9 protein-coding genes and 5 pseudogenes are annotated in these 14,217 nt (G+C 69.3%); 7 read left to right on the top strand and 7 right to left on the bottom strand.

The features are described from left to right. Window positions 1-45 precede the first annotated feature (45 nt). Entirely contained in the window at window positions 46-951 is a 906-nt protein-coding gene (locus CSW62_RS03875) for a LysR substrate-binding domain-containing protein (RefSeq protein WP_099575875.1), read from the bottom strand. A gap of 121 nt (window positions 952-1,072) precedes the next feature. Between CSW62_RS03875 and CSW62_RS03870 the strand changes: the two genes are divergently transcribed. After that, window positions 1,073-1,828 (top strand): SDR family NAD(P)-dependent oxidoreductase, encoded by a 756-nt coding sequence (locus CSW62_RS03870; RefSeq protein WP_099575874.1) that lies wholly within the window; start codon window positions 1,073-1,075, stop codon window positions 1,826-1,828. 11 nt (window positions 1,829-1,839) lie between these two features. Then, on the top strand, window positions 1,840-2,202 hold the full coding sequence (locus CSW62_RS03865) for a nuclear transport factor 2 family protein (RefSeq protein WP_099575873.1): 363 nt from the start codon (window positions 1,840-1,842) through the stop codon (window positions 2,200-2,202). A gap of 23 nt (window positions 2,203-2,225) precedes the next feature. On the opposite strand, the gene CSW62_RS03860 is transcribed toward CSW62_RS03865, so the two are convergent. Continuing rightward, window positions 2,226-2,429, bottom strand: coding sequence for a hypothetical protein (locus tag CSW62_RS03860; RefSeq protein ID WP_099575872.1), 204 nt, complete (start codon window positions 2,427-2,429; stop codon window positions 2,226-2,228). 67 nt (window positions 2,430-2,496) lie between these two features. Further along, window positions 2,497-3,129, bottom strand: coding sequence for a TetR/AcrR family transcriptional regulator (locus CSW62_RS03855; protein WP_099575871.1), 633 nt, complete (start codon window positions 3,127-3,129; stop codon window positions 2,497-2,499). Window positions 3,130-3,205: 76 nt separating this feature from the next. Between CSW62_RS03855 and CSW62_RS03850 the strand changes: the two genes are divergently transcribed. The 4 genes and pseudogenes from CSW62_RS03850 (at window position 3,206) to CSW62_RS03835 (ending at window position 10,464) form a co-directional block, all read left to right on the top strand. Further along, the gene (locus CSW62_RS03850; protein ID WP_199170705.1) at window positions 3,206-4,294 is read left to right on the top strand and encodes an efflux RND transporter periplasmic adaptor subunit; all 1,089 of its coding nucleotides are present in this window, start codon (window positions 3,206-3,208) and stop codon (window positions 4,292-4,294) included. Between the two features lie 4 nt (window positions 4,295-4,298). Further along, window positions 4,299-7,359, top strand: a pseudogene (locus CSW62_RS03845) (efflux RND transporter permease subunit). A 173-nt stretch (window positions 7,360-7,532) separates the two neighbouring features. Further along, window positions 7,533-9,157: pseudogene (locus CSW62_RS03840) on the top strand (phytoene desaturase family protein); the annotation flags it as partial. A 162-nt stretch (window positions 9,158-9,319) separates the two neighbouring features. Beyond that, window positions 9,320-10,464: pseudogene (locus CSW62_RS03835) on the top strand (aromatic ring-hydroxylating dioxygenase subunit alpha). Between the two features lie 100 nt (window positions 10,465-10,564). On the opposite strand, the pseudogene CSW62_RS27380 reads toward CSW62_RS03835, so the two are convergent. Next, window positions 10,565-10,639, bottom strand: a pseudogene (locus CSW62_RS27380) (hypothetical protein); the annotation flags it as partial. A 21-nt stretch (window positions 10,640-10,660) separates the two neighbouring features. Between CSW62_RS27380 and CSW62_RS03825 the strand changes: the two are divergent. Then, a pseudogene (locus tag CSW62_RS03825) lies at window positions 10,661-11,198 on the top strand (TetR/AcrR family transcriptional regulator). On the opposite strand, the gene CSW62_RS03820 reads toward CSW62_RS03825, so the two are convergent. The 3 genes from CSW62_RS03820 to CSW62_RS03810 all read right to left on the bottom strand — a co-directional run bounded on the left by CSW62_RS03820 (window position 11,195) and on the right by CSW62_RS03810 (window position 14,198). Continuing rightward, window positions 11,195-11,434 carry a hypothetical protein gene (locus CSW62_RS03820; RefSeq protein WP_099575868.1) on the bottom strand — a complete coding sequence of 80 codons (240 nt, stop codon included), beginning with the start codon at window positions 11,432-11,434 and terminating at the stop codon, window positions 11,195-11,197. The pseudogene CSW62_RS03825 and the gene CSW62_RS03820 overlap by 4 nt on opposite strands. Window positions 11,435-11,583: 149 nt before the next feature. Then, window positions 11,584-12,876: an amidohydrolase family protein gene (locus CSW62_RS03815; protein WP_099575867.1), complete on the bottom strand. Its 1,293-nt coding sequence runs from the start codon at window positions 12,874-12,876 to the stop codon at window positions 11,584-11,586. After that, window positions 12,873-14,198, bottom strand: coding sequence for an amino acid permease (locus tag CSW62_RS03810; protein WP_099575866.1), 1,326 nt, complete (start codon window positions 14,196-14,198; stop codon window positions 12,873-12,875). Before CSW62_RS03810 ends, CSW62_RS03815 begins: the two co-directional genes overlap by 4 nt. Window positions 14,199-14,217 lie beyond the last annotated feature (19 nt).

The following is a 14,217-nucleotide window of genomic DNA, read 5'->3' as shown; positions in this document are numbered from 1 at the left end:
TTGGGTCCCCGCTTTCGCGGGGATGAGCGGGTTTTTGGGATGGCCCTACTCCGTCACCCCGCCCCGCCGGAATGCGTCCGCCAGTTGGTCGATCAGCGACCGCACCGCCGGCGGCAGGCCGCGCCGGGTGGTGAAGACCACGTGGACGATACCGGCCCGGCTGCTCCAGTCAGAGAACACGCGCACCAGCCGCCCGGCCTCCAGCAGGTCGCGGCAGGCGTGGTCGGGCAGGAAGGCCACGCCCAGGCCGGCGGCGGCCGCATCGCGCAGGGCCCCGAAGTCGCCGCAGGTCATGCGCGGCGTGTGTTTGACCGTCCGCGCCTCGCCCGCCGTGTCGAGCAGCTCCCATTCCAGCTCGCCGATCTGGTCGGTCGGGCTGAGGGTCGGCAGGTCCGCCAAGGCCGTCAGCGGCTGGCCGGCGCAGCGCATGGCCAGCTTCGGATCGGCCACCAGGATCCGGGTCGAGCGGCCCAGGGTGCGCAAGGTCAGGGCCGCGTCGGTGTCCAGCGACAGGCGCACGCGGATGGCCACGTCGATCCGCTCGCTGATCAGGTCCATGGGCCGGTCGACGGCCACGACCTGAAGGCTCACCTTCGGATAGCGGGCCATATAGGCCTGGAAGGTCGGCGACAGCGCCTCGACCAGGCCGACCGGACAGCTGCAGCGCACCAGGCCATGCGGTTCGCTCAGCGCTTCGGCGACCACGGCGTCGGCCTGCTGGGCGTCGAGCATCAATAGGCGGCAACGCTCGTGGAAGGCCTGGCCGACCTCCGTCACCCGGAAGCGGCGGGTGGAGCGCTCGATCAACCGCACGCCCAGCCGGGCCTCCAGGGCGGCGACCCGGCGACTCAAGGTCGACTTCGGCTGGCGCAGCGCCCGGCCCGCCGCCGCGAAGCCGCCATGCGCCACCACCTCGGCGAACAGCACGTAGTCGTTGAGGTCGACGGCCATGGATTGTCTCACTAATGGAACGCTGAGAGCCGTTTTACCTCTCTACTCCGATCTTCGTTGCGGATGCATCTGTTTTGTCACCGACGGAAGAGCCGCCGGGCCAATCCAACGGAGACAGACGATGAGCAAGACTTTCGACGGCAAGGTGGTGGTGGTGACCGGCGGCGCCAGCGGGATCGGCCTGGCCACGGCCAAGCGCTTTTCCGAACTGGGCGCTTCGGTCTATGTCACCGGCCGCCGCGAGGCCGAACTGGCCGCCGCCGTGAAGGCGATTGGCGGCGACGTGACCGGCGTGCGGGGCGACGCCTCCAAGCTGGCCGATCTGGACACGCTGTATGACACCATCCAGCAGCGCCACGCCCATATCGACGTGCTGGTGCCCAACGCCGGCGGCGGCGAGATGCTGCCCCTGGGCGCGATCACCGAAGCCCACTACGAGGACATCTTCGGCCGCAACGTTAAGGGCGTGATCTTCACCGTGCAGAAGGCCCTGCCCCTGCTGCGCGACGGCGGCGCCATCGTGCTGATCGGCTCGACCGCGGGCGTTCAGGGCACGCCGGCCTTCAGCGTCTATAGCGCCAGCAAGGCGGCTGTGCGCAACCTGGCGCGGGGTTGGACCACCGACCTGAAGGACCGCCAGATCCGCGTCAATGTCGTCTCGCCGGGGCCGGTCAAGACGCCGGGTCTGGTCGAACTGGCCGGGACGGACGCCGCCGCTCAGCAAGGCCTGTTGGACGCCATGGCCAGCCAAGTCCCCCTGGGCCGCGTCGGCGACCCGGGCGAGATCGCCAAGGCCGTGACCTTCCTGGCGTCCAGCGACGCCGCGTTCATCGCCGGCGCCGAACTGTTCGTCGACGGCGGCATGACCCAAGTCTGAGGAGAAATGAGATGACCATCGAACAACTGCTGATCCGCAACCTCCACGAGGTGTTCGGCGAGGGCGATCCGGCCCGACGCCGCGCCGCGATCGACGAACTCTACGCCGAGGACGCCGTCTTCTACGGTCCGGATGGCGAAGGCCATCATGGGCGCGAGGCGATCGACCGGATCGCCGGGATCATCCGGGCCGGCCACCCGACCTTCGCCTATACCGAGACCTCACCGGCCCAGGCCAGCCACGACGCCGGCCGCCTGTCGTGGGTTTCCGGGCCGGCCGGCGAGCCGCCGCGCTATGCCGGCCACGACTTCATCCTGGTCCGCGACGGCCGGATCGCGGTGATCTACGTCTTCCTCGACGGCGAGGACAAATAGCCGACAGAGGGCGGCGTCGAGCGTCAGTACTCTTCGTCGTCCTCGACTTCGCTGCCGCCTTCGCCCTCGCCGCCCATGGCGTTCTCGAGGCTGTCGATGATGTCGTCCATCTGGTCGGGGGTGATCGAGACGTAGAGCGACTCGCCGCCGATGGCCGAGACCAGCAGGCGGTAGCCGTCGTCGGTTTCCTGCAGGCTGAACGATTGGAGCGGCAGGAGCTGGGCCATGGGGGATCCTTCCCGAAAGAGCGAGGCGCTCACTTAGAGGTCCGAGCCCTCTACTTCAACGCCCCGCCTATTTGAGCGCGCCTCTGCGCAGCATGGCCACATGGGTGGCGATCAGCGTCTCGCGGTCGATCCACGGGAATTCCGGCCGGGCGATCAGCAGCGAGACCAGGCCGTGCAGGCCCGCCCACAGCGACTGGGTCGCGGCCATCACGTCGTCGCCGGCCATCAGCCCGCCGGCGTGCAGCTCGCCGACCATCTCGACGAACACTTGGAAAACTTGGTAGCCGGCGGCCATCGGCTTTCCGCCGGTCTTTTCCAGAAATGACCCGTCGACGCTCTTCTCCAGCATGAACGCCACCCGGTACGCATCGGGATGGTCGAGCCCGAAGTCGATATAGACCCGCAGGCAGCGGTCGAAATTCTCGGTGGTCGGGGTGTAGCCGACCCGCGCGTCGGCCATCCGCTGGCCCAGGATCGCGAAGGCCCGCACGCACAGCTCGGCGGCGATATCGTCCTTGGTGGTGAAATAGGCGTAGAGGGCCGGCTGCGAGATGCCGGCGATCTCGGCGATCTGGCGGGTCGAGACGGCGTGGACGCCCTTCTGGGCGAACAAGCCCTGGGCGGCATCGAGGATCTCCTCGCGGCGCTCGGCGCCCTGGCCCTTCGGCTTACGCGGGGAACGGATCTGGGGAGACTTCATCTCGGGTCGTTGAACACTGCTATCCAAGCTTGACAAGCAAACGCTATCAATCACTGATAACTTATCATTGATCGATTTGGAACAGCTTATGTGGCGGACCCCGCTTCCTCCCCTGGCGGCGCTGCTGATGACGACGGCGCTCGCGGCCTGTGGCGGCAAGCCCGCGACCGAGGCGGCGACCCCGCCGACGCCGGTCGAGGCCGCCCGCGTCGCCGCGCCCGGCGCGGCCGGCGCGGTGACTGGCGCCGGCACGCTTGAGCGCCGCCGCGAGATGGCGCTGTCGTTCCGCATCCCCGGCGTGCTGACGTCCATGAAGGTGGAGGCCGGTGACCGCGTCTCGGCCGGCCAGTTGGTCGCCGCCATCGATCCGGCCGGGGTCGACGCCCGCCAGCAGCAGACCATGGCCGACCTGGAGCGCGCCCGCCGCGACATCGAACGCGACAAGACCCTGTTCGAGAAGGGCTATGTCAGCCGCCAGCGCATCGACGACCGCACGAGCGCGCTGAAGGCCGCCCAGGCCGCCTATGACGCCGCCCGCTTCGACCGCCGTTGGGCCAGCCTGGTCTCGCCGGCCTCGGGCGTGGTGCTGGAGCGCCGCGCCCAGGCGGGCGAAGTGGTGGCAGCCGGCCAGGTGGTGGCGCGGATCGCCGACCTCTCCAGCCCGCTGATCCTTCGCCTGCCGCTTTCCGCTCGCGAAGCCGCGCGGGTGCGGGTCGGCGACGTCGCCCAGATCAGGGTCGAGGACTTTGGAGACCAAGCCCTCAACGGCCGCGTCACGCGCGTGGGCGAGGCCGCCGACACCCGCACCGGCGCGATCAGCGTCGAGATCGAGCTCTCCGCCCCGCCCGCCGCCCTGCGCAGCGGCCAGGTCGCTCACGCCACGCTGTCGGTTCGCACCGCGCCGGGCGCCACGACGGCCTTCGCCCGCATCCCCGCCGAGGCGGTGCTTGAGGCCAACGGCCAGCGCGCCTTCGTCTACCGGTTCGACCAGGGCAAGGCCCGGCGCATGGCCGTGGGCTTCGGCGGCTTCGACGGCGACGACGCCCTCGTCTCGGGCCTGCCCGACGGCGCCCAGGTGATCACGGCGGGGGCCGGCTTCGTGGCCGACGGCGAGACCGTGCGGGTCATCGATCCCAAGCGCCTCGACGCGTCCAAGGGACAATAGGACCGTGAAGTTCGATCTCGCGACCTTCGCCGTCCGCCGCTGGCAGTTCACCCTGGTCGCCTTCGGCCTGCTGACCATGCTGGGCATCAACGCCTTCCTGAACGTGCCGCGTTCGGAAGACCCCCACTTCCCGACGCCCATCGTCATCGTCCGGGCGGTCCTGCCCGGAGCCGAGCCGTCGGAGATCGAGCAGCTGATCGTCGACCCGATCGAGGACGCCGTCGACGGCCTCGACGACATCGACAAGGTCGAGTCGACCGCCGTGGACGGCGCGGCGGTGATCCGCGTCCACTTCACCTGGGACGTCGACACCGAGCGCAAGTTCGACCAGGTGGTGCGCGAGGTGAACGCCATCCGGGGCAACCTGCCGGCCGGCGTGCAGCGGCTGGAGATCGAGCGGATCCGCACCACCGAGGTGTCGATCGTCCAGGTCGCCCTGACCTCCGACATCCTGCCGATGCGCCGCCTGGAAAAGACCGCCGACCGCCTGCGCGAACGGCTGGACCGGGTGCCCGGCGTCCGCGAGGCCAAGTACTGGGGCGCGCCGCCGTCCGAGGTGCAGGTCACCTTGGACCTGGCCCGCCTATCGGCCCTGAAGCTGCCGCCCACCGCCGTCGTCGACGCCCTGAAGGCGGCCGGCGCCGAGGCGCCGATCGGCGCCGTGCAGGCCGGTGAGCGCCGCTTCAACGTCAAGTCCGGCGGAGCCTTCCACGATCTGGCCACCATCGGCGACACGCCCGTCCGCTCGCTGGGCGGCCAGGTGACCCGCGTGCGCGACGTCGCCCAGGTGGCCTGGGCCCAGGCCGAGCCGACGCACCTGACCCGCTTCAACGGCAAGCGCGCCATCTTCCTGACCGTCAACCAGAAGGACGGCCAGGACGTCGCCACGATCACCAAGGGCGTGCAGCGGGTGCTGGACGACTACGAGAAGACCCTGCCCGCCGGGGTGAAGATGGAACGCGGCTTCGTCCAGGCCGAGAATGTCAAGCACCGCCTGCACAACCTGTTCCGCGATTTCGGCATCGCCCTGGTCCTGGTGCTGATCACCCTGCTGCCGCTGGGTCCGCGCGCCGGCCTGGTGGTGATGGTGTCGATCCCGCTGTCCCTGCTGATCGGCCTGACCATGCTGCAGGCGCTGGGCTTCACCCTGAACCAGCTGTCGATCGCCGGCTTCGTGCTGGCCCTGGGCCTGCTGGTCGACGACAGCATCGTCATCACCGAGAATATCGCCCGCCGCGTGCGCGAGGGCGAGGACCGGGTCGACGCCGCCATCAACGGCACCCGGCAGATCAGCCTGGCGGTGCTGGGCTGCACGGCGACCCTGATGCTGGCCTTCCTGCCGCTGATGGCCCTGCCGGCCGGCTCGGGCGCCTATATCAAGTCGCTGCCGGTGACTGTGCTGTGCACCATCGCCGCCTCGCTGCTGGTCTCGATGACCATCATCCCGTTCCTGGCCAGCCGCCTGCTGGACAAGCACTCCGACCCCGAGGGCAACGCCCTGCTGCGGGCGGTCAACACCGGCATCCACCGCTTCTATCGGCCGGTTCTGCACCGCGCCCTGGCCCGGCCGTGGGTCGCCATGGCCATCCTGCTGGCCATCTGCCTGACCACCTTCCCGCTGGTGAAGCTGGTCGGCTCGTCGTTGTTCCCTGCCGCCGAGACCCCGCAGTTCCTGATCCGCATCGAGGCGCCCGACGGCACGTCCCTGGCCCGCACCGACCAGGTGCTGCGCTATGTCGAGCAGCGCGTGCGGGCCGAGCCGGACGTCATCTGGGAAGCCGCCAACCTGGGTCGCGGCAATCCGCAGATCTTCTACAACAAGAGCCAGCGCGAGAGCGCCACGACCTTCGCCGAGGTGTTTGTCAGCCTGAAACGCTGGGAGCCCGGCCGCAGCGAGCAGGTGCTGGATCGTCTGCGCAAGCAGTTCGCCGACTATCCCGGCGCGCGGATCAGCGTGCAGACCTTCGAGAACGGCCCGCCGATCGACGCGCCGGTCGCCGTGCGCCTGACGGGGCAGAACCTCGACGTGCTCAAGGCCCTGGCCGCCCGCGCCGAGGCGATCCTCAAGACAACGCCCGGAACACGCGACGTGACCAACCCCGTCCGCCTGGACCGCACCGACCTCGACCTCGGCGTCGACGAGGCCAAGGCCGCCGCCCTGGGCGTGCCGGCCGGCGCCACGCGGCGCATCGCCCGCCTGGCATTGTCCGGCGAGGAGACCGCCCGCTTCCGCGACCCGGACGGCGACGACTACGCGGTCAAGGTCCGGCTGCCCATGGCCCAGGCCGACGGCGCGGCGCGCAATCCGCTTTCGGCCCTGAAGGGGGTCTATGTCCCGACCGCCGACGGCCTGGCCGCGCCGCTGGACGCCATCGCCACCCCGCGCCTGAAGTCCAGCCCCTCGCGCATCGACCGCTTCGACCGCGAGCGGACGGTGACCGTCAGCTCGTGGGTCCGCACCGGCTTTCTCGCGTCGGGCGTCACCCAGGACGCCCTGGCGCGGCTGAACAAGGACCTGCCCCTGCCGCCGGGCTACCGCCTGTCGCTGGGCGGCGAGGCCGAGGCCGCGTCGGAAAGCTTCGCGGGCCTCGGCGCGGCGTGCTGGTGGCGGTGTTCGGGATCCTGGCCGTGCTGGTCCTGGAATTCCAGAAGTTCAAGACCGCCCTGGTGGTCGCCGGCATCATCCCGTTCGGGGTGTTCGGCGCGGTGCTGGCCCTGGCCCTGACCGGCTATTCGCTGTCGTTCACCGCCACGATCGGCGTGATCGCCCTGATCGGCATCGAGATCAAGAACTCGATCCTGCTGGTCGACTTCACCGAACAGCTGCGCCGTGAAGGCATGAACCTGCACGACGCCATCGAAAAGGCCGGCGAGGTGCGCTTCCTGCCCGTGCTGCTGACCTCGGTGACGGCGATCGGCGGCTGCTGCCGCTGGCGCTCGAGCGCTCAGGCCTCTACTCGCCCCTGGCCATCGCCATCATCGGCGGGCTGATCACCAGCACCCTGCTGAGCCGCGTGGCGACGCCGGTGATGTACTGGCTGACGGCGCGGGGGAAGCAAGACTGAGCCCTCCCCCTTGATGGGGGAGGGTTGGGTGGGGGTGAGCAGGGAGTAGGCGGCTGAACCGCCGCATCACCCCCATCCCCGGCCCTTCCCCCATCAAGGGGGAAGGGAGAAGCCTTGCCTATTATACGATCGTACAGCAACACTCTCCCTATCTACTCTGGGGGAGCACCACCATGGCCGAGACCACCACCCGCGACGCCGTGATCATCGGCGGCGGTCACAACGGCCTGGTCTGCGCCTTTTACCTGGCTAAGGCCGGACTGAAGGTCACGGTGTGCGAGGCGCGGGGCGTGGTCGGCGGGGCGGCGGTGACCGAGGAGTTCCATCCCGGTTTCCGCAACTCGGTGGCCAGCTACACGGTCAGCCTGCTGAACCCGCGGGTGATCGGCGACATGGGCCTGCACGACTATGGCCTGACGTTTCTAGAGAGGCCGATCTCGAACTTCCTGCCGATCAGCAACGACCGCTATCTGAAGCTGGGCGGCGGGCTTGAGCGCACCCAGGAAGCGTTCCGCAAGTTCAGCTATCGCGACGCCGAGGTGCTGCCGGCCTATTACGCCATGCTGGACGAGATCGGCGACGTGCTGCGCGACTTCGCCCAGGAGACGCCGCCAAACCTGGGCGACGGCCTGCCCGGTCTGCTGCGGGCCTGCGCCAGGGCGGACGCCTGGCCATGCTCTCCCGGCAGAGGAAGCGCGACCTGCTGGACCTATTCACCAAGAGCGCCCGCGACGTGCTGGACGGCTGGTTCGAGAGCGACGCGGTCAAGGCCGCCTTCGGCTTCGACGCCGTGGTCGGCAACTTCGCCAGCCCGGACTCGCCGGGCTCGGCTTATGTGCTGCTGCACCACACCTTCGGCGAGGTGAACGGCAAGAAGGGCGCCTGGGGCCACGCGGTCGGCGGCATGGGCGCGATCACCCAGGCGATGGGCAAGGCCTGCGAGGCGGCCGGGGTCGAGATCCTGCTGAACGCGCCCGTCGAGGCCGTGCATGTCGATGGAGCGAAAGCGGTCGGCGTGCAGCTGGTCGACGGCCGCCAGGTGATGGCCCCGATCGTCAGCGCCAACGTCAATCCGGCCCTGCTCTACAAGAAGCTGGTCGCGCCCTCGGCCCTGACCGCCGACTTCCGCAAGACCGTCGACGGCTACAAGAACGGCTCGGGCACCTTCCGCATGAACGTGGCGCTGTCAGAGCTGCCCAGCTTCACCTGCCTGCCGGGTCGGGAGACCGCCGAGCACCACCAGTCGGGGATCGTGATCGCACCGAGCCTCGACTACATGGACGCCGCCTATCGCGATGCGAAAGGGGACGGGATCAGCAAGGCCCCGATCGTCGAGATGCTGATCCCCTCGACCATCGACACGTCCCTGGCCCCGCCCGGCCAGCACGTGGCCAGCCTGTTCTGCCAGCAGTTCGCCCCGACCCTGCCGAACGGCCGCTCCTGGGACGACGAGCGTGAAGCGGCCGCTGACCTGATCATCGACACTGTCGAGAAATGGGCGCCGGGCTTCAAGGCCTCGGTGCTGGGTCGCACGATCCTGTCGCCGCTGGACCTGGAGCGGAAGTTCGGCCTGATCGGCGGCGACATCATGCACGGCCACATGTCGCTGGATCAGCTGTGGGCGACCCGTCCGTTCCTGGGCCACGCCAGCCACCGCGCCCCGATAGCCGGGCTCTACATGTGCGGCGCGGGCACGCATCCCGGCGGCGGCGTGTCGGGCAATCCGGGGCGGAACGCGGCGCGGGAGATCCTGAGGGACAAGGACTTCGCGACGGCCGTGAAGCTGTCGGTGGTGGGCGGTGAGCGTGTTCATGCCCCCTTCCCCCTGGATGGGGGAAGGGTTGGGGATGGGGGTGGCTGCTGAGCTGGCCGCGCCCTCTCCTGAAACCGGGTCACCCCCACCCCTGCCCCTCCCCCATCCAAGGGGGAGGGAGAGCGTTTTCATCGGAGGCTCTCCGCGATGACCGCCCTCTCCAACGAAGATCCCCAAGCCGACTGGGGCCTGCCCGGCTGGATCTACGGCTCCGAGCGGTTCTTCCGCGAGGAGCAGGACAAGATCTTCCGGCCGTCGTGGCAGATCGTCTGCCACCTGAACGACATCCCCAAGGCCGGCGGCGACTTCCACACCTTCGACTTCGTGGGCGAGAGCCTGGTGGTGCTGCGCGGCAAGGACGGCGGCGTGCGGGCCTTCGCCAATGTCTGCCGCCACCGGGGCGCGCGGCTGCTGGACGGACCGGTCGGCCGCTGCGGGGGAAGGATCGTCTGCCCCTACCACGCCTGGACCTACGACCTGGAAGGCCGGCTGATCGGCGTGCCGATGCGCGACGACTATCCGGCGCTGGACATGGCCAAGGAGGGGCTGGCCAGTATCGAGACCGAGATCTGGCGCGGCTTCGTCTTCGTGCGGATCGAGGGGGAAGGGCCGTCGGTTGCCACCATGATGGCGCCCTACGAGGACGAGGTTGCACACTACCGCTTCGAGGAGCTGCAGCCGTTCGGCCGGGTCACCCTGCGGCCGCGCGACGTGAACTGGAAGAACATCAGCGACAACTATTCGGACGGCCTGCACATCCCCGTCGCCCACCCCGGCCTGACCCGGCTGTTCGGCAAGGGCTATGGCGTCGAGGCCGAGACCTTCGTCGACAAGATGTGGGCCAGCTGATCGACGAGCCATCGGAGAGCCCGTCCGAGCGGCTCTATCAGGACCTGCTTCCCGACGTCCCGCACCTGCCGGACGACCGCAAGCGGCTGTGGACCTATTTCAAGCTGTGGCCGAACTTCGCCTTCGACATCTATCCGGACCAGGTGGACTTCATGCAGTTCATCCCGGTCTCGGCCACCCAGACCATGATCCGCGAGATCGCCTACGCCCTGCCAGACGAGCGGCGCGAGATGAAAGCGGCGCGGTATCTGAACTGGCGCATCAACCGCCAGGTCAATACCGAGGACACCGAGCTGGTCGCGCGGGTGCAGCAGGGCATGGCCTCGCTGACCTTCACGGCGGGACCGCTGGCCACCAGCGAGGTGAGCCTGCGCAGCTTCGGCCGCAAGATGCGGGCGCTGATCCCGGAAGCTCGGATGGCAAGGCCGCCGGAGGGGTGGTGAGGATTGCAGAGCGCCCCCTCCGTCTCGCTGCGTATCCGCAGCGATCCACCTCCCCCGTTGCACGGGTGAGGATGAGGCGCCCTTCTCCTCCCCCGCCTGCGGGGGAGGTGGCGCGGCGCGGATACGCGCCGTGACGGAGGGGGCGCACAAGCGCGCCGCCTTCACCCGCGAGACCGCCGATGTCCGCCGCCAGGCCCTGGTCGCCGCCGCCGAGACGGTCCTGGCCCGCGAGGGCGTCGGGGGAACCTCGGTGCGCACCATCTGCGCCGAGGCCGGGGTCTCGCCGGGCCTGCTGCGCCACTATTTCGAGGGGGTCGATGACCTGATCGCGGCGGCCTACGAGGCCGTCGGTCAGCGGATCGATGCAGCGCTCGACTCCGCGCTGGAGACGCCGCCGACCGACGCCCCGCGAGCGATTGCTGGCCTATCTCGGGGCCAGCTTCGCGCCGCCGGTGCTGGACCCGCAGCTGCTGGCCGCCTGGATCGGGTTCTGGAGCCTGGTGAAGACCAAGCCGCGCATCGCAGCGATCCACGCGGCGTCCTACGCGGACTTCCGGGCGCGACTGGAGAAACTGCTGCGCGAAGCGGACGTCGCCGAGACCCGCCTGGCCGCCATCGCCCTGACGGCGACGGTGGACGGCCTGTGGCTGGAGCTGTGCCTGGATCCGGCGACCTTCAGCCCGGACGAGGCGCGCGCGATCGTAACGCGCGCGCTGGAGAGCTGGCTAGCTTAGGCGGCGGCCGCCTGGTGCGCCGCGCGGTTGCGGCCCCACGAGGGCGTGCGGACTTCCGGCTCGTCGACGTGAACCTGACCCTTGCGGCCCTGCTCGCGCATGTGGCGGGCCAGCAGCTGGGCCAGGGACTCGGCTTCGTGTTGCGAGGAATAGCAGCCGATCAGTTCAGCCGAGTCGTTCCAGGTCACGTGCCACACACCGGCGACCGGGCGGACGTAATAGTGATTCTCGGTCATGGAGACCTCCTTGGACCTACTCAACGTGTTACTAACCACGTCGACATGACAGTTGTTTCGCTATCGCACAATCAAATTGCGCTGCAATGCACAATGCATGGTCCGGGCCACGACGCGCTGTGCGCTTTTTCACCGCCTTTGAGGCAAGATCACGGCTCGTTTTTCACTATGACGCCGCCCTTCATCACTTTTGGCACGCGCGTCAGGGTCGAAATGTCCGCCAGCGGATCGCCCGGCACGGCGATCAGGTCGGCGTAGCAGCCGGCCGCGTCGCAGCCGACCTTGCCGGTCTTGCTCATCAGCTCGGCCGCCACGGTCGTCGCCGACTGGATCGCCTGCATCGGCGTCATGCCGTACCTGACCATGTAGGGCAGCTGGCGGGCGTTGAGGCCGTGGGGATAGACCCCGGAGTCGGTGCCGTAGGCGATCTTGACCCCGACCTTGACCGCCTTGCGGAAGCCCTCGCGCTGGGCCTCGGTGGTCTCATAATTCTTGCGCAGGGTCTCGGCCGGCCAGCCGTGGGCCTTGCCGTATTCGTCGATCCAGTCGCCGTCATAGATGTCGGCGACCAGATAGACGCCCTTGGCCTTCATCATGGCGATGGCCTCGTCGTCCATCAGCGAGCCGTGCTCGATCGAGCGGACGCCGGCCCGCATGGCGGCCTTCATGCCCTCGGCCCCGTGGGCGTGGGCGGTGGCGTAGGTCCCCCGCTTGGCGGCCTCCTCGACGGCGGCGCGGATCTCGTCTTCCGACAGCTCCAACTGACCGGGCTCGGTGCCCACGGTCAGCACCGCGCCCGTGGCGATCAGCTTCAGGAAGTCGGCCTTGTGAGCCAGGATGTTCGCCGCCTTGCGATGCGTGTCCGCAGCGTCCTCGACCACGCCCACCCGCATCTCGGCCGGGATGCCGACGTCTGCGGCGATGCCGGTGACCTCCCCGCCGCCGCCGGGGACAGTGATATAGGCGCCGGCCACCGACATGCGCGGTCCAGGCACCAGGCCGTTGTTGATCGCGTCGCGCAGGGCCACGTCGCCGAACGCCCGCCAGGTCCCGACGTCGCGGACGCTGGTGAAGCCGGCCATCAGGGTCTTGCGGGCGTGATCGGCGGCGATGAACGACTGATAGGCGGCCGTGGTCAGCAGCGGCTCGGCGATGTTCTCGGTCTGCTCCTGGTCGACCAGGTGGGTGTGCATGTCGATCAGGCCGGGGAGGACGGTCAGCTTGCTCCAGTCGGTCACCGGACCATCCCCAGGTCCATTGGGGGGCGCGGCCTTCCAAAGCGTGACGGCGGTGATCTTCTCGCCCTCGATGCGGATCAATTGGTCGGTCAGCACCTTGCCGGCCTGCGGGTCGACCAGCTTGCCGGCGCGGACGTAAGAGACCTGGGCGCTGGCGATCGTGGGGACCAGGGCGGCCAGCAGGGCGAAGGACTTGAGCTTCACGAGACAGTCTCCGGCAGAACAGGACGCGCCGCGCGGGCGGTCAGGAAGCGGACGGGCAGGCCGGCCAGCAGCAGCACCACGCCCCACAGGCTGGCCGAGGCCCCGGCGCCGTAGAGCGTCCAGATCGAATAGACCGCCGCCATAATGGCCAGCACGGTCAGCAGCATCGAGGCGTCCATCCGATGCTTCTGCTGCAGGCGCAACGCCGCGAGGGCGCTGAACAGGTAGGTGAACAGGCTGGCCGAGGTGGCCAGCAGGGCGATAAAGGTGAACAGGTCGGCCATCGACTTGGCGTAGTTCATCAGCACCAGGATCGTCAGCAGGGCGCTGGACAACACGTGGGCCCGCACCGGCGTCCCACGCTTGCCGACCTTGCCCAGCCAGGCCGGGAACACGCCGTCGCGGGCCATGGCGTAGGGCATCTCGCCCTGCAGCAGCACCCAGCCGTTCAGGGCTCCGAACGCGCTGATCGCGGCGAAGGCGGCCAGCACCAGCCGCAGGTCGCCGCCGCCGTGATAGCCGACAAAGTCCGCGAACGGGGCGTTGGAGGTCTTCAGCAGGTCGGCGGGCGACAGCACCACCACCGCCGAGCAGACGACCAGATAGATCAGGCCCGTGAACGCCGTGCCGTAGAGGGTGGCGCGCGGAATGGTCCGGGTCGGCTCGTGCACCTTGTCGGCGGGCACAGTGGCCGACTCCAGGCCCAGCAGAGCCCAAAGGGTGAGCGTGGCGGCGGCGGTGATCCCGCCGGCCGACAGCTGCGACGGCTCGAACGGCGTCACGGCCGCTCCGCCCTTGCGCGCCAGGATGACGACCGCCAGGCCGGCCACGGCGATCAGCGGCAAGAGCTTCAGGATCGTGGCGACCACTTGCAGGCGCCCCGCGGACTTGGAGCCCCAGCAGTTGACCGCCGTCAGCGCCCAGACCACGGCGACGGTGACCAGCGCGGCCAGCCCCGGGACCTTGCCGAGGGCCGGGAAGAACACCGACAGATAGCTGACCCCGCCGGTCGCGATGGCCGCGTTGCCGACCCACATCGAGATCCAGTAGGCCCAGGCGACCATGAAGCCGGCCGTCGGTCCGAACGCTTCCTGGGTATAGGCCAGCGGCCCGCCGGCGCGGGGAAAGGCCTCGGCCAGCCGGGCGAAGACGAAGGCCAGGCACAGCGCCCCGCCGATGGTCAGCATCCAGGCGATGACGGCGTTCCAGCCGTAGGGCGCCAGCGAGGCCGGCAGCATGAAGACGCCCGAGCCGATCATGTTGCCCACGACCAGGGCCGTGCACATCCACAGGCCTAGCGGTCGGGCGCTCGACGCCGCCATGTTTCCCCCTGACGCATAC

The sequence above is a fragment of the Caulobacter sp. FWC2 genome (assembly GCF_002742625.1).
In the GTDB taxonomy this organism is placed as follows: domain Bacteria; phylum Pseudomonadota; class Alphaproteobacteria; order Caulobacterales; family Caulobacteraceae; genus Caulobacter.
Note: the sequence above shows the minus strand (reverse complement) of the source record. Positions and strands in the feature narration are given on the sequence as shown.

What these genes read in the sequence shown, in the direction of transcription:
- CSW62_RS03865 (WP_099575873.1), top strand. Translation starts at nt 1,840, where the DNA reads ATGACCATCGAACAACTGCTGATCCGCAACCTCCACGAGGTGTTCGGC.
- CSW62_RS03810 (WP_099575866.1), bottom strand. Translation starts at nt 14,198, where the DNA reads ATGGCGGCGTCGAGCGCCCGACCGCTAGGCCTGTGGATGTGCACGGCC.
- CSW62_RS03870 (WP_099575874.1), top strand. Translation starts at nt 1,073, where the DNA reads ATGAGCAAGACTTTCGACGGCAAGGTGGTGGTGGTGACCGGCGGCGCC.
- CSW62_RS03875 (WP_099575875.1), bottom strand. Translation starts at nt 951, where the DNA reads ATGGCCGTCGACCTCAACGACTACGTGCTGTTCGCCGAGGTGGTGGCG.
- CSW62_RS03855 (WP_099575871.1), bottom strand. Translation starts at nt 3,129, where the DNA reads ATGAAGTCTCCCCAGATCCGTTCCCCGCGTAAGCCGAAGGGCCAGGGC.
- CSW62_RS03820 (WP_099575868.1), bottom strand. Translation starts at nt 11,434, where the DNA reads ATGACCGAGAATCACTATTACGTCCGCCCGGTCGCCGGTGTGTGGCAC.
- CSW62_RS03860 (WP_099575872.1), bottom strand. Translation starts at nt 2,429, where the DNA reads ATGGCCCAGCTCCTGCCGCTCCAATCGTTCAGCCTGCAGGAAACCGAC.